Source organism: Candidatus Omnitrophota bacterium, from assembly GCA_041650805.1.
Classification (GTDB): Bacteria; Omnitrophota; Gorgyraeia; order 2-01-FULL-45-10; family 2-01-FULL-45-10; genus JBAZKM01.
Genome location: JBAZKM010000004.1, coordinates 159977 through 177438, shown reverse-complemented (window position 1 = coordinate 177438; position 17462 = coordinate 159977). Strand labels below are relative to the sequence as shown.

The window sequence follows — 17462 nt, the reverse complement described above, 5'->3', positions numbered from 1 at the left end:
ACTATCTCTTTCTGTGCAATATGTGATCGGCGATATCTTTCAACATCCTGCCTTTTCTGCCGAATATATCGATCGCCCTTTTCCCTTCCTCCATAAGAAGTCCGGCTTCGCGACGACCCCTTACGCCTTCAGCGCCTCCGGGGCAGGAGTCGCCGTCCATAAGGTCATCGACCGCCTGAAATGCAAGGCCGAAAAATTTACCGAAACGGGTGAGGGAGGCGGTCTTTTCCGGATCTGCCGCGGCGGCTATCGCCCCGAGTCTGGCAGACGCCTCGAAAAGCCTGGATGTCTTCAGGCGGTTTATATTATCCAGGACCTTTTCGCTCTTATCTCTGTCCTTATACTCAAGGTCGATGACCTGGCCTCCCACCATGCCCTTCGTACCTATGGCTTCGGCCAGCTCCCCTATCGCCGGTATGCCTGTTTTTGGTTTTGCGTATTTTGCTATTATACCGAATGCCAGCGTCAGGAGCGCGTCGCCTGCCAGTATAGCGTTGGCCTCGCCGAATACCTTATGGCATGACGGTCTGCCGCGCCTGTAATCATCGTCATCCATGGCAGGCAGGTCATCGTGGACCAGCGAGTAAGCGTGTACCAGCTCCAGGGCACAGGCCACAGGCATTACATCGCCTGCCGTACCGCCGCATGCCTTAGAAGCTTCTATCGCGAGTATAGGCCTTATCCTCTTGCCGCTTCCCAGGACGCTGTATCGCATCGCCCTGTGGATGACGGCCGGCCCCTCTCTCCCGGAGGGGAGATATCGATCGAGTTTCTTATCGATCGAGGCGCGTATGCCGGCAAGATGCTTCTCCAGTCCGCTCAAAAGAGGTCTCCCTCCTTCGTCTTTTTCCTCTTCGGTTCCGGGGAGGCCTTGGCCTCCTCGGCCGACCTTTCATCGAAAGGCGCAAGCTCCGCAGTCCCGTCCTCTGATTTAAGGAGTATCTCGACTTTCTTCTTCGCAACTTCAAGTTTTTTGGCGCATAACTTCGAGAGGCGTATCCCCTCTCCGTACTTCTCAAGCGCGTCATCGAGCGAGAGGTTCCCGCCTTCCAGGTCGTCGACTATCCGCTCCAGCTTCTTCAGCGCCTCTTCGAACTTCATTTCGGCCATAACGTTCCTCCGTATAATCGCTTCATTAGTCCATAGTCGACGGTCCATGGTCCACAGATACTCTTTACCGTGAACTATTTTTCTGTCTGCTCAACTCTGCTAATAAACTTACCCTTACCGAGCTGCGTCCTGACGCGGTCGCCGCTCTTGAGCGAGGCGGTATCCTTTATGATAGCATCGTCCGGGAAACGGGTAGTTATGCTGTATCCCCTGCTCAATATTGCAAGCGGGCTCAGCGCATCAAGTTTGCCCGTAAGAGAATTAAAGCTCTCGCGCTTCATATCTGCTACATGACCTATCCTGAGCGCAAGCCCTTTTCGGAGATCGTCTATCCTCTGCTCGTACTGCGTCACGAGGTTGAGCGGCTGTTTCAGTATATAACTGTCTTTCAGGGTCGACAACTTCTCTCCGAGGATGTTTATCTTTGAGACAAGCGCGTTCTTTAATCTTGTAACGGACGAAACGATGGTGTTCGTAAGGTCCTCTTTCCTGGGAATAACGAGCTCGGCCGCGGCTGAGGGCGTAGGCGCCCTGAAGTCGGCAACGAAATCGGAGATGGTGTAGTCGATCTCATGCCCCACGGCGCTTATTACCGGGATCCCGGAATCGTAAATGGCTCTCGCCACGATCTCTTCGTTGAACGGCCACAGGTCTTCCAGACTGCCGCCGCCGCGCGTCACAATCATGACGTCTATGTTTATATCTTTCAGCTCGTTGAACTGCCGTATAGCGCGGGAGATCTCTTCCCTGGCATCCTGGCCCTGGACTTTAACGGGATTTATTATTATCTCGACGTTTGAGAAACGGCGTCTTGCAATATTCAATATATCCCGTATCGCGGCGCCTGTAGGGCTGGTCACGATACCTATCCTTGTAGGGAGGAACGGGATCGGGACTTTGTGCCGCTCATCGAAGAGGCCCTCTTTCGCGAGCCTTTCCTTAAGCTGCTGGAACTGAAGCTGCAGGGCACCTATACCCTTCGGTTCTATCTCTTCGACTATTATCTGGTAATCGCCTCTTGCCTCGTAAACGCTCACGGAACCGAATACGATGACCTTCATCCCGTCCTTCGGCTTGAACTTGAGCTTCTCGTTGGAGCGCTTGAACATCGCGCACTTGATCACGGCATTAGGATCGCGCAGGCTGAAGTACATATGGCCGGATGAGTGGAACGTATAGTTTGATATCTCGCCTTCGATCCATACGCCCGGGAAGGAATCTTCCAGGATCACACGTATATATTTCGTGATCTCCCCAACGGTATATATGTGCTTCTCGCGCTGGTCGTTTTGCATATCAGCTTTTTTAATTTTTAGCTGACGGCTGATGACTGACAGCTGAAAGCTAAATTTCTATTTCAACTTCTCTTGCACTCGCTTTATAGAATTCGCCTTGCCCGTCTTCTCGTCTATATCGAGGATGACGCCGTGGAGCTGGACATCCCCCTCGGCCATCTCGAACCTTACCGGCATCTGTGTGATAAAACGCGACAGTATCTGCTCCTTCTTTCTCCCGATAACGGAGTCGAACGGCCCTGCCATACCGACATCGGTGATATACGCGGTGCCGCCGGGCAGGATCTTTTCATCCGCCGTCTGCACGTGCGTGTGCGTCCCGACTATCGCGCTTACCGCGCCGTCAAGGTACCAGCCGAGCGCTATCTTTTCGCTCGTCGCCTCCGCATGTATATCCACTATAATGACCCTCGCGCGCTCTCTTATCTTATCTATCTCTCTCCTGGCCGTTTTGAACGGGCATTCTACGGCCTGCATGAATACGCGCCCTATGATATTGACCACGCCCACTTCTATCTCATCCTCTCTCGACCTCACTATCGTGGAACCGAGGCCGGGGGCGCCCTCCGGATAGTTGGCGGGCCGGAGGATCCTTTTATCCGTCTCGATCCTTTCGACGATCTCTTTGCGTTTCCATATGTGGTCGCCGCTCGTCAGGACATCTACACCGTAACCGAACAGCTCGTCCGCGATATCGGGCGTTATGCCGCTCCCTCCGGCCGAATTCTCTCCGTTCGCTATGACAAAGTCGAGCTTCTCCCTCTTTTCCATCTTCGGAAGCAGTTCTTTGACCGCCCTTCGGCCCGGTTCGCCGACGATATCGCCTATAAACAATATGCGCATATATCTCCTTTGGTCCATAGTCTACTGTCCATGGTCCACAGATACTCTTTACCGTGGACTGTCGACCGTGGACCGTGGACTATTTCGCGTATTCCACCGCTCGCGTCTCGCGGATGACCGTAACCTTTATCTGACCGGGGTATTCAAGCCCCTCTTCTATCTTTTTAGTTATATCGCGCGCCATGACGGCTGCCTGGGTATCCGATATCTTGTCGGGCTGGACCATCACCCTTATCTCCCTCCCCGCCTGTATGGCATAGGCCTTCTCGACCCCCTTGAAGGAATCGGCGATCGCCTCGAGCTTCTCGAGCCGTTTTATATATATCTCGAGCGTCTCACGCCTGGCCCCGGGCCTCGATGCGCTGATCGCGTCCGCGGCCTGCACCAGTACCGCCAACAGCGTCCGCGGCTCGATATCCTGGTGGTGTGCCTCTATGGCGTGGCATATGGTCTCGCTCTCCCCGTACTTTCTCGCAAGGTCGCTTCCCAGCTTGGAGTGCGTCCCTTCGACATCATGGCTTATCGCCTTGCCTAGATCATGCAAAAGCCCTATGCGCTTGGCGAGATTGAAGTCGAGCTTCAGCTCGCTGGCCATGACACCCATGAGGTGAGCGACCTCTTTCGAATGCTGCAAGACGTTCTGTCCGTAGCTGGTCCTGTATTTAAGGCGTCCCAGGAGCTTGACTATCTCCGGATGGACACCGTGCAGCCCCGTCTCGAACAGGGCCTTCTCGCCCTCTTCGCGTATGGTATTCTCCATCTCTTTTTTGATCTTCTCCACGACCTCTTCTATCCTGCCGGGATGGATACGGCCGTCCTCTATAAGACGTTCGAGCGACAACCTGGCGATCTCTCTCTTTATCGGATCGAAACCGGACAATATCACCGCCTCCGGCGTGTCATCTATTATCACATCTATGCCTGTCGCGATCTCCAGGGCGCGTATATTCCTGCCTTCCCTCCCGATTATCCTCCCCTTCATCTCGTCATTCGGGAGGTTCACTACGCTTACGGTCGTCTCGACCGTGTGCTCCGCGGCGCATCTCTGTATCGCAAGCCCTATGATCTTACGCGCCTCTTTATCCGCCTTCTCTTTCGCCTCGTCTTCCGTCCTCTTTATCATGATCGCCGCTTCCTGCTTAACCTCGTCCTCAAGCCTCTTAAGGAGGACCTGCCTGGCCTCTTCCCTGGTCATGCCTGAGACCTTCTGCAGCTTCTCCTTCTCCTCCTGCAGCATCGCATTTAGCTCGTTCTCTTTGGCACGGGCCGCCTTCTCCTTCTCTACCAGGGACTGGTCCCTCCTCTCCACATCCTTTTCCTTCCTGTCCAGTATGTCGAGCTTCCTGTCCAGATTCTCCTCTTTTTGCAGCAGCCTCTTCTCAAGGACGATGAGTTCCTGGCGGCGCTCCTTTGTCTCATTCTCAAACTCGTTCCTCATCTTGAGGAGACGGTCTTTGGCCTCCAGTTCCGCCTCCCGGCGGATCTTGTCGGCGTCTACCTTGGAATTTTCAAGTATCTTTCTGGCCTTGTCCTCGGCGCCCTTCAGCTGCATCTTGGCATGGTATTTCCTTATAAAATAACCGAGCGCAAAGGACAGAGCGGCCCCGAACACGGATAGCCCTATGTAAATCACCGTATTTTCTGTGTGCATTTTTACCTCCCAAAATTACACTGTTGGATTTCAGCTTTCAGCTGTCAGTCTTCAGCTTTCAGCTTTTATTTTTTTGCTGATAGCTGACGGCTGAAAGCTGATAGCTCAGTTTTACGCTGTGATGGTTTTCCAGACGGGAATATCGTGCGGGTCTTTGGGAAGATCGGCGATCACCTGAAAATCGAATGCAAGCCCTATTGTTCTGGTCCGTTCGGAGAGACACGACAGGAACCGGTCGTAATAACCGTGCCCCCGGCCCAGCCTGACGTTATCTTTGTCAAAGGCTATACCCGGGACTACAACCAGATCTATATCCTCCAAAGGAACCTCTCGTACCTTGCCCGCTTTGGGCTGGTAGATTCCAAAGTGCTGCTTTTCCAGATCTTCAAGTCTATTCTTTATTTCGCCTGCTATCAATCGTTTCTCTTCCTTTAAGATCACGGGAACACATACCCGCTTTCCCGTCTTTAGCGCCTCGTCTATCATAGAAAGCGTGTCAACCTCGTCCTTCAGCGAGACGTAAAACATCACAATTTCCGATTTTTTAAACTCCTCCGCGTTTAACAATTTCTTTTTTATTATACCACTCTTCCGGGATTTTTCAAGCTCAGAGTGATCTTTGAGCTTTGCGGTGATCTCTTTACGTATCTTGTGCTTCACGGGTCTATCTTTTGCCTTTTTTCTTGAGGTAATCGTCTATTGCCGATTTGAGAGCCTCTTCGGCCAATACCGAACAGTGCATCTTGATCTTGGGAAGGCCGCCCAATGCCTCGGCTACGGCATGGTTTGAGACCTTAAGCGCCTCCTTTATGGTCTTGCCCTTGACCAGCTCCGTGACCATGCTCGAGGTCGCTATAGCCGCCCCGCAGCCGAAGGTCTTGAACTTGGCATCGGTAATGACCTCATCCTTATCGACTTTTATGTACAGCCGCATTATATCCCCGCAGACCGGATTCCCCACGTTCCCTACCCCGTCGGCGTCGGGTATCTCTCCGACGTTGTGCGGGTTCCTGAAATGCTCCATCACCTTCTCCGAATATTGGCCTTCCATCGTATTCTCCTCGTATTAGCAACTTCAGTCCATAGCCCACGGTCGACGGTCCACAGCAAAAGCAAGATCTGTGGACCATGGACTGTGGTCCGTGGACTATTTCTTTTCGTACAACGGCGACATATCCCTGAGCCGTGTTATGATCGGCGGCAGTATCCCCAGGATATAGTCCATATCTTCCTTTGTATTGTCCCTGCCCAGCGAAAATCTTATCGACCCCTGTGAATCTGCGGGGTTTATCCCCATCGCCGTCAGGACATGCGACGGTTCAAGGCTCCCGGAGGTACAGGCAGAACCGGTCGAGACCGCAACCCCTTCCATATCAAGGTTCAGGACTATCGACTCCCCTTCTAAAAATTTGAAACCGACATTCAGGGTATTGGGCAATCTCTTCTCCGGATGACCGTTCAGATCCACATCCTCTATCTTTGAGACGATCCCTTTATGCAGGTAGTCCCTGAGGTCTTTCAATTTCTTTGCCTCCGCCGGCGTCTCTCTTACAGAAAGGGACGCGGCCTCACCCAGGCCTACGATACCAGCGACGTTCTCCGTGCCGGCCCTCTTCTGCATCTCGTGATGGCCGCCGTGAATGAGCGGCGTTATCTTCGTCTTCTTCCTTATATATAACGCGCCGATCCCCTTCGGCCCGTATATCTTGTGGCCTGACATGGAGAGGAGGTCGATGTTCATATCTTTCACCGCAAAAGGCACTTTGCCGACCGCCTGGACGGCATCTGTATGGAAATATATACCCCTCTCTTTAGCTATCTTGCCGATCTCTTCTATCGGCTCTATGGTACCCACTTCATTATTGGCATACATTACGGTGATCAGTATCGTCTTGTCGGTGACCGCCCTCCTTAGCTCCTCCGTATCTATTATGCCATATTTGTCAACCTTTACGTAAGTGACTTTATACCCCTCTCTCTCAAGGAACTTGCACGCGTTCAATACGGCATGGTGTTCAACCGTGGATGTTATGATATGGTTCCCTTTTGATCTCATCGCGCCTGCTAAGCCCTTTATGGCAAAGTTATCCGCCTCTGTGCCACCGGATGTGAATATTATCTCTTCCGGGCTTGCGGCCCCCAGGAGCCCGGCGACCTTCTCCCTTGCCTCGTCGACGGCCCGCCGCGCCGTGCGGCCGAACTCGTGGACACTGGAGGCGTTTCCGTATATATCCTTATAATAAGGAAGCATCGCCGCCAGGACCTCCTCCCTCATCCTTGTGGTCGCGTTATTATCGAGATAGACCTTCTTCATAAGAACCTCCTCGTGGACCTGGCCGGCGCCTTAGCCGCCTTTCCGCACAGGTCTTCCAAAGTCATGGAGTCCAGACAGTCATTTATCGATTTCGACAGCTTCATCCATACGCCTTTCGTCACACAATCTTTACTGCGTTTGCAAAATCCTTTCGGTCTGCCGTCTGCCGTCACGCAATGGACCGGGGCCATATCCTTCTCAAGCGCCTTCACGATGTCGCCCACGGTTATATCATCCGGCTTCTTTGACAGGAGGTACCCGCCCTTCGGGCCGCGAACGCTCAGTACGAGGCCGTCCCGGCGGAGCTTATTGAGAAGCTGCTCGAGATAGTCGGTCGACAACCCCTCCCGTCTTGCTATATCCGATATGGGGATGGCCCCTCCCCGCGATCCGAGCGCTATGTCGACCATGGCCCTGAGCCCGTATGTGGATTTTGTCGATAATTTCATACTCTCAATATAGCAAAGCTGAGCGTTTTTGTCAAGTATAAATTATGCGTCTTTGCCGGGTGCGGCACGGCGCCTCTTTGCGCCGCGCGAAAGGCGTTCACGCGCCCAGAGATACGGCATTGAGAGGCCTCTAAGGCGGTAAAGAAGGCGCGTCTTCGCATCATACGGCTCAAGGCCGTAAAATTTCGCAAACTGCTCCTCCGGGATATGATATATGTAGGAGGCCGGTTCCCATAAACTGTCAAAGAGCAGGAAGTGTTTCATCGTGTATAATGACTTATTCCTCGCGGCGATACGCGCGGATAAAGCGTTCCGCCTTATCATGTTTTCTATCGCCTTCCTTTTGTAATAGGGCACGCCTAATCCCGCCGGTACACCCTGCGGGATATCGGATTTAAAAAATATTTTTGCCGCGGAGAGTATGAAGAATACGGCGGAGCTCATCTTCCCTGCCCTTGCCTCATCGACTATATAATCCCAGTCGAGCGCGTCGCCTTTATTTTTGAGGATCAGCGATACGTCCAATATATTCTTGAGCCCCAGCGTCCTGCCGAACCTCCGCTCGTGTAAGGCAAGGCTGAAGAGCGCGTCTTCATAGGAAAGAAAACTGACGCCGTGCCCGTCTACGGAACGCTCCCTGACCCTTTCCCAGAGACGCGGCAGGATATTCCTGTTCCCGCGTTTGAAATCGAGCCCGAAATGCACCTCTACATAGATGCGCTCCTTGACAAATGTAATGTGGCATTGGTTTAAGCGCCAGTACGCTTCATCCAGCCCGAACGACTCCTCCCTGTATCCCGCCTCCGTAAGCAGGGCCCTGGCCATATCCAGCGAGCGCTCTTCTACCAGGATGTCGATATCCGCCATCGGCCGGCACGGGTTGGACGCGTAAATATCCGCGAGGAAAGACGTGCCTTTGATAGGTACCATCGCCGCATTCCGGTCCCTGAAGGCCTTCGATATCCGCAGGAACTCGGCCCATAAACTCTGGCCTTTTGCGATAGCCAGGTAATAACTCTTCTCCAGGCGATCGCGTAATCCGGACGGCAGCCGGATCCCGGTATCTTTGATGCGCAGATGCACGAGCGGCGCTATGTCGTGATAAGCGATAAGCCTTTCGATCGTTCCCCAGTCCACCGGACGAGGAGCGTCCGAAGCCAGGTCGGCCGTCTCCTTAATATCATTTCGCATGATCGCGGCCAATAAGGCCGCCTCTTTACTTTTCATAAAGGGATACGAACAGGCCGTCAAATTCTCTTACGGATACCGGCCTAAAATGGGTGTCCATATACTCTTTGACCGAAACGGAATTTTTGTCAAGTTTGCCGCTCCGCTCGAAATCGGAAGCGATGAGCCATATCCGGCCGGCCTCCGGGAACGCTATCTTGTGAACCGGTATATTGTATCTCGACTCCTGGATCGGCCTCTGCCAGTCCAGGTCCGCATAACGCGGGTCGAAAAAATAGCGGTAGGATATCCTCCGCCCCCCGGAGTAAAAACCGAAAGGCACCATCGGGGCGGTATTGGTGAACGCGATGATATCCCCCTCCGCCAGGTTCTCTTTAATAAATCGCACGACCGGCTTGATCGGTTTTTTCCCGTATGCTCCGACGCGGTGAAGGCTCGACGGGGTGACCTCATCGGCATAATAGCGGTAACCGCCTACCAATAAAAGCGCCAGGATCGCCGCCCCGGCAACGGCCCTCATCTTTCCGGAGAACGACACGATACCGAGGGCCAGGATAATATAATAATAGGGGCTTGAGAATATCAATCCGCGGTCTAGATATACCGGGAAAAAGTGCCGGGAAAATAAAAAGGCGATCAAAAGGGGCGCGGCAAAGAGAACGGCGCAAATACCGAAAGGCAGGCCGAGCGATCTCTTATATGCGTATATGGACGCCGAGATCACAAGCGCTGCCGCGATGACATTTGAAATAAAATAAAGGGAGGATGAGCCGTTATAACCCAGCATGAAGTTCTCCAGTGTCGTAATGATCGATCCGGGCACAGGCAACGGCACCCAGAAACCGCCCTGTACGAACTGTAATTTGCTTATAAATCGCGGGAGGTACGGCAGGAATGAGGCTGTTGCGGCTGAGAAATACGCGGCTGCCCTGTAACCGGACCGTTCCCTCAGGAAAAAAACGGCGCATATCCCGTGGGACAGGAAGAGAAACATGTAAAAATAATGGGTATAGATACCGATCACGGAAGAGACAAGGAAAAGCACCCACGCCCGTCTTGAATTATCCGTGATAGCCGTTAACAAAAAGTAAGAAGAGACGGTCCCGGCAAATAAGAGCAGGCTGTAGTCGCGCGCCTCCTGCGCATACCACAGGTGGAAAGGGGAGAGGGCCATTATGACGGCGGCGCAGATCCCGACCGTGTCGCCGAAACACTTCCTCCCTATGTGAAATAACGGCACGATAGCCAGAACGCTGAAGAGGGCCGAGGGAAAGCGAAGCGCGAACTCTGATGCGCCGAAGACCTTTGCCCAGAAGTGGATAATTATGCCGTAAAGCGGGGCATTCCATCCGAATATGATAACGCCGGCGCTGCCCGCGGTATTGATCTCGTCATACCAGAAGTCATGGGCCCCGAGCCCCCATATCCTCAAGGACATGGCACCGAGCAGGACCGCAGGGAAGATCCAACTATTGACCCGTGTACGCATCGGCCTCGACTATGGCCAGATTCTCCATGGCCCTCTTATTTTTAGGATTTATCTTTATCGCCTTAAGGAGCAGATCTCTGGCCTTTGCCATATCCCCCCGTCTCATATATTCAACGGCAAGGTTATTATAGAGCATCTCGGTATGGGGGGCGTGCTTTATATTGTATGTATAAAAGGCGATCTCGTCCTTCCATATACCGGTCTGGCGCACAGTCAAAAATGAAAATACGCATATGGCCGCTGTAAAGAGGGCGATCGCCGATCTCCTTGCCCATGCTGTACTGGCGAAAGAAAATACGGAATAGATAACGAATAGCACAAAGCCCATCTCCGGTATATACAGCCAGTGCTCGGCAAAGAGAGAGTTCAACTGAAAGAATATGTTCAGGTACGGCACGAGAGCTATTATGAACCATCCGATCCCGAAAAATGCGATCCTGTAACCGGTAGAGCGCTTCCCCATATGCCATATATAAAATATGACGGGCGCCAGGAGACACAGGAAGAAGGCCGGCTCGATATAGCCCGCCTGGAATGCAGACCTCGGAAATTCCAGTTTATATGAAAAGTGGAGGCCGGCCGGGATGATAGAGAGCCGTATATAATCAAATAACAGGCGGGGTAACGCTATTATGTACGCGCTGAAGGCAACCGTCTCCTCTACCATGCGTTCCGTCGGTATGACGGTGTTCTTCCATAAGAACCAGACCACGGAGATGAGAAAGAGAGGCACGTAAAAAAATATATTAACGCTGCGGTAATTTCCGCGGTCTCTTATGCAGTATTCGAAGAATATCAGAAGAAAGGGAAAGACAACGGCTGCCTCTTTGCTCAAAAGGGCTGCGATAAAACTCAGGAGAAGGAGCGCATAGAAGACGGCCTTACCCTGTTTTCCGCCGGTCCAGTATCGGCGCTGAAAGGCCATCATCAAAAGCAGGAAGATGAACGACAGCGGGTCGGCCCTGCCGGAAATATATGCCACCGCCTCCGTGTGGACAGGGTGCACCAGATATAGAAGCCCCGTAAGCGCGGAGACGACAGGATCTCCGGTGATGAAATATATCGATCCGAAGACCAGGATGGTGACGAATATGTGCAGGAGGGTATTGGTCAGATGGTATCCGAACGGCTCGGAGCCCCACAGGAAATGATCGACAGCAAAGCTTATCGACTCTAACGGCCTGTAAAACCTCCCGGGCTGCCCGCTGAAATGCGTCAGATGGTGGGTGAAGATCGCCGGTATGTTGGAAAAGCTTTTTATCGCGGTATTATCGACGACATGGCTGAAGTCATCCAGTATGAAGCCGTTGGAAAGCGAATTGAAATATACGGCCATCCCGACACAAGCCAGGAGCACGATAATGATATAGCCCGGCACACCCCTCTTTTTTATTTCCGACCTATTCTCATGCATACCGGGCCCCATATTATAAGTATGCTACGGCCTATTGTACGGTGTGCTGGCGCGGTTTGGTGGATTTCGTGTGGTCTTTCGGCGGCTTCACCTCTTTCAGGAGGTGTAATCTGTTCTGTTTCTTCAGCTCGTTATATATCAATATCCATGCGCAGTCCCTGTTCCTGTCCACTTCGCACTTCCCCTTGTCCTGCCCTCCGCACGGGCCGTTAAGGAGAGACTTCGCGCACCTGGTGAGCGGGCATATCATCGCCGTAAGTTCCAGTACACAGTCGCCGCAGGCGGAGCACCGTTCGAGGAACGCCCCGCCGGAATCTATCGCACCCATGAAGAGCGTGTCGCATCCTATGTGCAGCTGCTTCTCCGCCCTTAAGTTCTCTTTCACCGACTGGGCCCCGAGGCCGCAGGCAAGTATCAGGATAGAATCCGACGACTCTATCGATTTCCTGTTCCTGGCAAGTTCCAGTTTGACCTTCGCGGCTATACATGGCGCTTCGGGCACACAGTATCCGGTGACCGTCTTTCCCTCTTTTTCAAGCGCCTCCTTGATCTTTTTGACATCCTCTTCCCCGCCCGTCTTGCATGTCGTCGAACACTCCCCGCACCCTATCAGGAATATCCTTGTCTGCCCTTCCAGGTATTTCAGGATATCTTTCAGTTCTTTCTGTTTCGTTATGATCATATTACCGCTTCGACCTTTTTCACTTCCGGCACTTCGCGCTTAAGTTCGCTCTCGACAAAATTGGTCAGCGTCATCTGGCTCATCGGACATCCCGAGCACGCGCCTTTAAGGCGGACCTTCACAACGCCCTTCTCCACGCTCACGAGCTCTATGTCACCCCCGTCCTGCTGTAACCCCGCCCTGATCTTAGACAACGCCTTCTCGACCTTTTCTCTCATTGTAAAAACCTCCGATTTGTATAGTATCTATTTCAATAACTCCTGTATATCCTTCTCAAATACCTCTTTCGTCTTATATCCGATATACATTTTCGATATCTTGGAATCCCTGCCTATAACGAACGTCGTAGGTATCGACCGTATCGGGCCGTAATTACCGCTAACCTTCCCGTCGTCGATCAGCACGGGATAATTTATGCCCGCCTTTTCCGCGAAACTCTTCGCCTCATCCCGGCTGACGAGCGCAACCCCTACCATTGCGAATCCCTTATCGCCGTATTCGCTCTGCAATTTTATAAAATCCGGTATCTCTTCCCTGCACGGCGGGCACCACGGGGCAAAAAAATCGAGGATCACGACCTTGCCGTTAAAATCCGAGAGGTTGAAGGTTTTGCCGTCGAGGTCCGTGAGGGAGAAATCGGGCGCCGCCTCGCCCGCCTCCATCGCACCGCTCTTTGCGCATGCGCCTGTCATCAACAATACTGTCGTTATCAATAATACTCCGATATGTCGCATATTCATATCACATCCTCCTCTTTTATCCTATACCCCATACCCTACTTAGTAAACGCTCCCAGAAGCCGTTCCGAGATCACGGCAAGATAATTCGTCGCGACGAGGGCTCCGATCATTATCAGGAATAGGCCGCCTACTATATTTATGACCCGGATGACCTTCTGGACCTTCTTAAAATATTCTATAAAAGAATTTACGAGAAGGGCCGTCATAAAGAACGGGGCCGCTATCCCGAGCGAATATACGCTTAAGAGCTTTGCCCCGGATACTACATCCGTCTTCGTCCCTGCCAATACCAGTATCGACCCCAGTATCGGCCCTGCGCACGGCGTCCAGGCCGCGGCGAATGTCACGCCTATAAGGAACGAGCCGATGTAACTTGCCCCTTTCGTTGAAACCGAGAATCTCCTCTCTTTCGCCAGGAAGTCCAGCCGTAATATGCCGGTCAGGTATGCCCCGAAGATCATTATGAGCACCCCTCCCGCGATACGTATGATCTTTTGATATCCGAAAAGAAGTTTTCCTATAAAGGTCGCCGTGAGGCCCAGGAGAACGAATACCACGGAAAATCCGAGGATAAAAAGAAGCGAGTGGATGACGGTCTTCTTCCTCACCTCACCCTTCTTTGCGGTATCCCTGAGGTCGCTGAACGAGACCCCTGTGATATATGCTATGAAAGACGGTATCAAAGGGAGGAGACAGGGGGACAGGAATGTCAGGAACCCCGCGGAAAACGCCACCATGTAAGAAACGTTGTCTCCGGTAGCCGTCATTGTTGCTGTGTCACCCTTATTTTGACTATCTGCACCTCTTCCCTGAGCGACTTGATGCCGTCCAGGACCTCTTTCTGGGCCCGGAGCACCTCATCCAGCTTCTTCAATACTTCGGGCGAAGAGCCCTCGTTTTGAGCCTTTGCCGGCCTGTTCGTGATCGCAAGCAAAAGAGATATCACGATCAAAGATATGAATAACCCCAGGAGAATCTTCTTCATCCTTCCCTCCTTCTTCAGTGCGCCGTATGGCATAGTGAGTGCTCGATCTGGCCTATTTTATGATATATATCCGATAGCATGTAAGTTACGCTTATAGTATAGACCACCACCGCTATTATGAGAAGTTTTTTGTAGATGGGCCTTGCCCCTTCCATTCCATACCTCCGATCTTATTGGACTGCCAACTGGAACCCCAGGCCCAGCAATAAAGAGGTCACCACGAGCGATGCCAGAAACACCGCAAGCACCTTCGTGCCGTATTCTTTTCTCAATACCAGCATCGTGCCGTAACTGGTGACGGGACCTATCAAAAGGAGCGTCATCCCGGCACCCGGGTTCATCCCCTGTCTCATAAGGCTGTCTACCAGAGGGACGCTCGCCGTAGAGCATAGATACGTGAATATGCCAAAAATTATGCTGAAGAGATACCCCAGCCAGCCACCAAGATACAATTTCACTATCCTGCCTAAAGGAACGAATGTGGCTACAACGGCGGCAAGCAGGATACCGATGATCAGCTCCAGACCTATCTCCTTCGGGAGTTGTATATATGCAAATCTTAGCACGTCGATCGTCTTTTGAGCAAATGTTTTTTTCTTATGGAACTGCTCGTGACCCGGATCCATTTCGCAGTGAGGACACGATATCCTGTCGGGCCTTTTGTGCTCCTCATAAGGTATCCTGTCCCCTATGATGCCTGTTACCAGACCCATGATTATAACGGCAAAGAATATATATACGGCAAAGAGTGGGCCCAGGACGCTGTATGCTACCATCAGCGCGCTGATGGACGTTGCCGGTGTGGCCACCAGGAACGCCAATATGGGTCCCAACCGGGCGCCTTTTTTGTAAAAACTCACCGCTATAGGGAGGCTGCCCCAACAACATACCGGAAGGAGGGTGCCTATGATCGTCGAAGCGAATATGGGCCTTATCCCGCCGGACCCCAGATATTTAAGCACCTTATCTTCCGGTATGCACTCGTGCACTATGCCGCTTATGAAAAACCCTATAGCGAGAGCGGGGATGATCTCATACAGGTAGTGCAGAAAGACGTGAAAGAAATGTTCCATATACAGTTACCCCTCTTTCACCGGTCTTTCCTTGAGCGGCTTAAAGCTAAGCCCCGAATCCGCTCCCGGCAGCGCCTGAACATATTCTGTCAGGAAGAATTTCCTGTCCTTTATCCACTTCTTCAGCGTTTGGGCTATCTCCACCGCCTTCGGATAGCTTGAGAGAGATGCGGTCGACACCTCTTTTCCCTTTACGGTTATCTTACCGCTCTTAAGCTGGGCGTAATTGACTTCGCCCAATGATCCTACCTTGCCGTTAGGATAGTCCTCACTGTAATCTATCACCTGCGCCCACAGGTCCTCGTCCCTGACAGCGGCGGATCTCAATATCCCCTCGTCCAGTATGGGTATCGGTATACCTATGCCTACGGTGAGTGTGACCCCGTATCCCTGGAACGAAGTCCCGACAAGCCAGTCCGGGGACATCTTTTTCAGGTCTCCGGTGACTGCCAGCGTGCCCGCGGGCGCCTGCGGTACACCGTTATCTTTTCTCTTTACCGAAGGATTGTGCTGGGTCCCCTGCCAATACACGTATCCTACCCCGCCGCCCAGGAATATCCTCGTCCCGATACCTATCGTCTTATAATGCGGGTCTTTCAAAAGCGGCGAGAGCTGTCCCGCGGAACAGTAGTTTGCGTTCCCCAGACCCGGCTTCAGTGCGCCCATATAGGTATATATGGTCTTCTTATCGGACAGGTTGACCGCTACATTATAGTTCTGGTAGCAGTTACGCGGGTTCAAAAGCACCGCCTCGTTCACATCATTTATGTTTATGTATGTCTTGATGTGCTTGCGGGGATAACAATCGGTGCCGTATGCGAACCCTTCGAGGATGACATCCTTGCCTCCGACGAGCTCTTCTATCACGTGCGCGCCCCCGTACCTGAACTCTCCCGGATACACCTTATTGCGCGGGTCTTCGTCCGACATGGCGGTAGCCCCCATATATATGTCGACGGCCGCGAACCCGGTATATGCCGGGATACCGTTCAACGTCACCTTCCCTCCGCCCAATTTTATCTTTGGTTTGGCGTGGCCGAGGTTAAGATAAGCCCCGCTTGAGCACATCGGGCCGAATGTGCCTGTCGTCACCACATCGACCTCCTGCGCGGCGGCCTTCAGCCCTTTCCTGTCGACCAGGTCTATGACCTCTTCAGCGGTCACGACCACCACCTCGCCGCTCTTTATCTTTTCGTTTATCTCTCCTATCGTCTTAGCCATATTATTTTGCCGCCTCCTCTTTATTAACCTGTGAAATTCTTCTCCGAAGAAAAATAGCGTTCTCCTGTATCGGGAAATAGCGTAACTACCCTCTTTCCCTTGCCCAGTGTCTCGGCTACTTTGAGCGCTGCCCACGCGGCAGCGCCGCTCGATATGCCCACCAGAAGCCCTTCCTCTTTAGCCAATCTCTTTGATATCTCGAACGCGTCATTGTCGTCGACCGTTATGACCTGGTCTATCACCTTCCGGTCCAGGACATCCGGCACGAACCCTGCACCTATCCCCTGTATCTTATGCGGTCCGGCATTCCCGCCGGAAAGGACGGCGCTCCTGGCCGGCTCAACCGCTACGATCTTAATGCCGGGATCGTGCTTCTTCAACGTTTCTCCCACTCCTGTAATGGTCCCTCCCGTACCGACACCTGCCACAAAAGCATCGATCTTTCCGTCCGTATCTTCAAGTATCTCCTGCGCGGTCGATACACGGTGGATCTCCGGATTTGCCGGATTTTTGAACTGCTGCGGCATAAAACTTTTCGGGGTCGTCGTGAGGAGCTCCTCCGCTTTTTTGATCGCCCCTTTCATGCCCTCAGTTCCCGGGGTGAGCACGATCTCTGCGCCGTACGCCTTAAGTATCGATATGCGTTCCGCGCTCATCGTCTCCGGCATCGTAAGCACGCACCTGTAGCCTTTTACAGCCGCTATCATTGCAAGGCCTATCCCGGTATTTCCGCTTGTCGGCTCTATGATCGTCGCGCCTCTCTTGATGGATCCTCTCTTCTCCGCATCCTCGATCATTGAAAGGCATATCCTGTCCTTGACGCTGCCGCCCGGGTTGAAACGCTCTATCTTCGCAAGTATCTCGGCCATGCCGGGGGCGACGATACGATTGAGGCGCACGAGAGGCGTATTCCCTATCAACTCCGCTATGTCGTTCGCTACCTTTGACGCGGGATGCCGGCCGCTCGATAGCTTATCTCTTTTATTTGCCATTTGTTCTCCTTCTTAT

At 52.6% G+C, this 17462-nt stretch carries 21 protein-coding genes; all 21 read right to left on the bottom strand.

The features are described from left to right. Position 1: 1 nt before the first annotated feature. A complete protein-coding gene (locus WC515_04250) occupies positions 2–823 on the bottom strand; it encodes a polyprenyl synthetase family protein (GenBank protein ID MFA5146568.1) in 822 nt (273 codons plus the stop codon). Next, on the bottom strand, positions 820–1110 hold the full coding sequence (gene xseB, locus WC515_04245; GenBank protein MFA5146567.1) for an exodeoxyribonuclease VII small subunit: 291 nt from the start codon (positions 1108–1110) through the stop codon (positions 820–822). Before xseB ends, WC515_04250 begins: the two co-directional genes overlap by 4 nt. Before the next feature lie 74 nt (positions 1111–1184). Next, the gene (xseA, locus tag WC515_04240) at positions 1185–2405 is read right to left on the bottom strand and encodes an exodeoxyribonuclease VII large subunit (protein MFA5146566.1); all 1221 of its coding nucleotides are present in this window, start codon (positions 2403–2405) and stop codon (positions 1185–1187) included. A 57-nt stretch (positions 2406–2462) separates the two neighbouring features. Beyond that, positions 2463–3248: a TIGR00282 family metallophosphoesterase gene (locus WC515_04235; protein MFA5146565.1), complete on the bottom strand. Its 786-nt coding sequence runs from the start codon at positions 3246–3248 to the stop codon at positions 2463–2465. A 79-nt stretch (positions 3249–3327) separates the two neighbouring features. Further along, a complete protein-coding gene (gene rny / locus WC515_04230; protein ID MFA5146564.1) occupies positions 3328–4899 on the bottom strand; it encodes a ribonuclease Y in 1572 nt (523 codons plus the stop codon). Positions 4900–5010: 111 nt separating this feature from the next. Beyond that, positions 5011–5559, bottom strand: a complete 549-nt coding sequence (locus WC515_04225; protein MFA5146563.1) for a 5-formyltetrahydrofolate cyclo-ligase — start codon at positions 5557–5559, stop codon at positions 5011–5013. Positions 5560–5563: 4 nt separating this feature from the next. Beyond that, positions 5564–5950 carry a Fe-S cluster assembly scaffold protein NifU gene (gene nifU / locus WC515_04220; GenBank protein ID MFA5146562.1) on the bottom strand — a complete coding sequence of 129 codons (387 nt, stop codon included), beginning with the start codon at positions 5948–5950 and terminating at the stop codon, positions 5564–5566. Positions 5951–6046: 96 nt separating this feature from the next. Further along, on the bottom strand, positions 6047–7213 hold the full coding sequence (gene nifS, locus WC515_04215; GenBank protein ID MFA5146561.1) for a cysteine desulfurase NifS: 1167 nt from the start codon (positions 7211–7213) through the stop codon (positions 6047–6049). After that, on the bottom strand, positions 7210–7662 hold the full coding sequence (locus WC515_04210; GenBank protein MFA5146560.1) for an Rrf2 family transcriptional regulator: 453 nt from the start codon (positions 7660–7662) through the stop codon (positions 7210–7212). The genes nifS and WC515_04210 overlap by 4 nt, the downstream gene beginning before the upstream one ends. Positions 7663–7704: 42 nt before the next feature. Then, complete coding sequence (locus tag WC515_04205) at positions 7705–8889, bottom strand: nucleotidyltransferase family protein (protein MFA5146559.1); 1185 nt, start codon at positions 8887–8889, stop codon at positions 7705–7707. Further along, positions 8879–10339, bottom strand: a complete 1461-nt coding sequence (locus WC515_04200) for a glycosyltransferase family 39 protein (protein ID MFA5146558.1) — start codon at positions 10337–10339, stop codon at positions 8879–8881. The genes WC515_04205 and WC515_04200 overlap by 11 nt, the downstream gene beginning before the upstream one ends. Continuing rightward, positions 10320–11753 carry a tetratricopeptide repeat protein gene (locus WC515_04195; GenBank protein MFA5146557.1) on the bottom strand — a complete coding sequence of 478 codons (1434 nt, stop codon included), beginning with the start codon at positions 11751–11753 and terminating at the stop codon, positions 10320–10322. The genes WC515_04200 and WC515_04195 overlap by 20 nt, the downstream gene beginning before the upstream one ends. 31 nt (positions 11754–11784) lie before the next feature. After that, positions 11785–12435: a methylenetetrahydrofolate reductase C-terminal domain-containing protein gene (locus tag WC515_04190; protein MFA5146556.1), complete on the bottom strand. Its 651-nt coding sequence runs from the start codon at positions 12433–12435 to the stop codon at positions 11785–11787. Then, the gene (locus tag WC515_04185) at positions 12432–12653 is read right to left on the bottom strand and encodes a NifU family protein (GenBank protein ID MFA5146555.1); all 222 of its coding nucleotides are present in this window, start codon (positions 12651–12653) and stop codon (positions 12432–12434) included. Before WC515_04185 ends, WC515_04190 begins: the two co-directional genes overlap by 4 nt. A gap of 27 nt (positions 12654–12680) precedes the next feature. After that, positions 12681–13175 (bottom strand): TlpA disulfide reductase family protein, encoded by a 495-nt coding sequence (locus WC515_04180; protein ID MFA5146554.1) that lies wholly within the window; start codon positions 13173–13175, stop codon positions 12681–12683. A gap of 35 nt (positions 13176–13210) precedes the next feature. Continuing rightward, on the bottom strand, positions 13211–13942 hold the full coding sequence (locus WC515_04175) for a cytochrome c biogenesis protein CcdA (GenBank protein ID MFA5146553.1): 732 nt from the start codon (positions 13940–13942) through the stop codon (positions 13211–13213). After that, a complete protein-coding gene (locus WC515_04170; GenBank protein MFA5146552.1) occupies positions 13939–14160 on the bottom strand; it encodes a hypothetical protein in 222 nt (73 codons plus the stop codon). The genes WC515_04175 and WC515_04170 overlap by 4 nt, the downstream gene beginning before the upstream one ends. A gap of 14 nt (positions 14161–14174) precedes the next feature. Beyond that, complete coding sequence (locus WC515_04165) at positions 14175–14315, bottom strand: hypothetical protein (GenBank protein ID MFA5146551.1); 141 nt, start codon at positions 14313–14315, stop codon at positions 14175–14177. A 15-nt stretch (positions 14316–14330) separates the two neighbouring features. Next, positions 14331–15233, bottom strand: coding sequence for a permease (locus WC515_04160; GenBank protein ID MFA5146550.1), 903 nt, complete (start codon positions 15231–15233; stop codon positions 14331–14333). A 6-nt stretch (positions 15234–15239) separates the two neighbouring features. Then, positions 15240–16454, bottom strand: coding sequence for a homocysteine biosynthesis protein (locus WC515_04155; protein MFA5146549.1), 1215 nt, complete (start codon positions 16452–16454; stop codon positions 15240–15242). A 23-nt stretch (positions 16455–16477) separates the two neighbouring features. After that, positions 16478–17446: a cysteine synthase A gene (cysK, locus tag WC515_04150; GenBank protein ID MFA5146548.1), complete on the bottom strand. Its 969-nt coding sequence runs from the start codon at positions 17444–17446 to the stop codon at positions 16478–16480. Positions 17447–17462: the final 16 nt, after the last annotated feature.

What these genes read in the sequence shown, in the direction of transcription:
- WC515_04185 (MFA5146555.1), bottom strand. Translation starts at nt 12,653, where the DNA reads ATGAGAGAAAAGGTCGAGAAGGCGTTGTCTAAGATCAGGGCGGGGTTA.
- WC515_04175 (MFA5146553.1), bottom strand. Translation starts at nt 13,942, where the DNA reads ATGACGGCTACCGGAGACAACGTTTCTTACATGGTGGCGTTTTCCGCG.
- nifU (MFA5146562.1), bottom strand. Translation starts at nt 5,950, where the DNA reads ATGGAAGGCCAATATTCGGAGAAGGTGATGGAGCATTTCAGGAACCCG.
- WC515_04180 (MFA5146554.1), bottom strand. Translation starts at nt 13,175, where the DNA reads ATGAATATGCGACATATCGGAGTATTATTGATAACGACAGTATTGTTG.
- WC515_04170 (MFA5146552.1), bottom strand. Translation starts at nt 14,160, where the DNA reads ATGAAGAAGATTCTCCTGGGGTTATTCATATCTTTGATCGTGATATCT.
- WC515_04200 (MFA5146558.1), bottom strand. Translation starts at nt 10,339, where the DNA reads ATGCGTACACGGGTCAATAGTTGGATCTTCCCTGCGGTCCTGCTCGGT.
- WC515_04205 (MFA5146559.1), bottom strand. Translation starts at nt 8,889, where the DNA reads ATGAAAAGTAAAGAGGCGGCCTTATTGGCCGCGATCATGCGAAATGAT.
- WC515_04210 (MFA5146560.1), bottom strand. Translation starts at nt 7,662, where the DNA reads ATGAAATTATCGACAAAATCCACATACGGGCTCAGGGCCATGGTCGAC.
- WC515_04190 (MFA5146556.1), bottom strand. Translation starts at nt 12,435, where the DNA reads ATGATCATAACGAAACAGAAAGAACTGAAAGATATCCTGAAATACCTG.
- xseB (MFA5146567.1), bottom strand. Translation starts at nt 1,110, where the DNA reads ATGGCCGAAATGAAGTTCGAAGAGGCGCTGAAGAAGCTGGAGCGGATA.
- nifS (MFA5146561.1), bottom strand. Translation starts at nt 7,213, where the DNA reads ATGAAGAAGGTCTATCTCGATAATAACGCGACCACAAGGATGAGGGAG.
- rny (MFA5146564.1), bottom strand. Translation starts at nt 4,899, where the DNA reads ATGCACACAGAAAATACGGTGATTTACATAGGGCTATCCGTGTTCGGG.
- xseA (MFA5146566.1), bottom strand. Translation starts at nt 2,405, where the DNA reads ATGCAAAACGACCAGCGCGAGAAGCACATATATACCGTTGGGGAGATC.
- WC515_04195 (MFA5146557.1), bottom strand. Translation starts at nt 11,753, where the DNA reads ATGCATGAGAATAGGTCGGAAATAAAAAAGAGGGGTGTGCCGGGCTAT.
- WC515_04155 (MFA5146549.1), bottom strand. Translation starts at nt 16,454, where the DNA reads ATGGCTAAGACGATAGGAGAGATAAACGAAAAGATAAAGAGCGGCGAG.
- cysK (MFA5146548.1), bottom strand. Translation starts at nt 17,446, where the DNA reads ATGGCAAATAAAAGAGATAAGCTATCGAGCGGCCGGCATCCCGCGTCA.
- WC515_04165 (MFA5146551.1), bottom strand. Translation starts at nt 14,315, where the DNA reads ATGGAAGGGGCAAGGCCCATCTACAAAAAACTTCTCATAATAGCGGTG.
- WC515_04235 (MFA5146565.1), bottom strand. Translation starts at nt 3,248, where the DNA reads ATGCGCATATTGTTTATAGGCGATATCGTCGGCGAACCGGGCCGAAGG.
- WC515_04160 (MFA5146550.1), bottom strand. Translation starts at nt 15,233, where the DNA reads ATGGAACATTTCTTTCACGTCTTTCTGCACTACCTGTATGAGATCATC.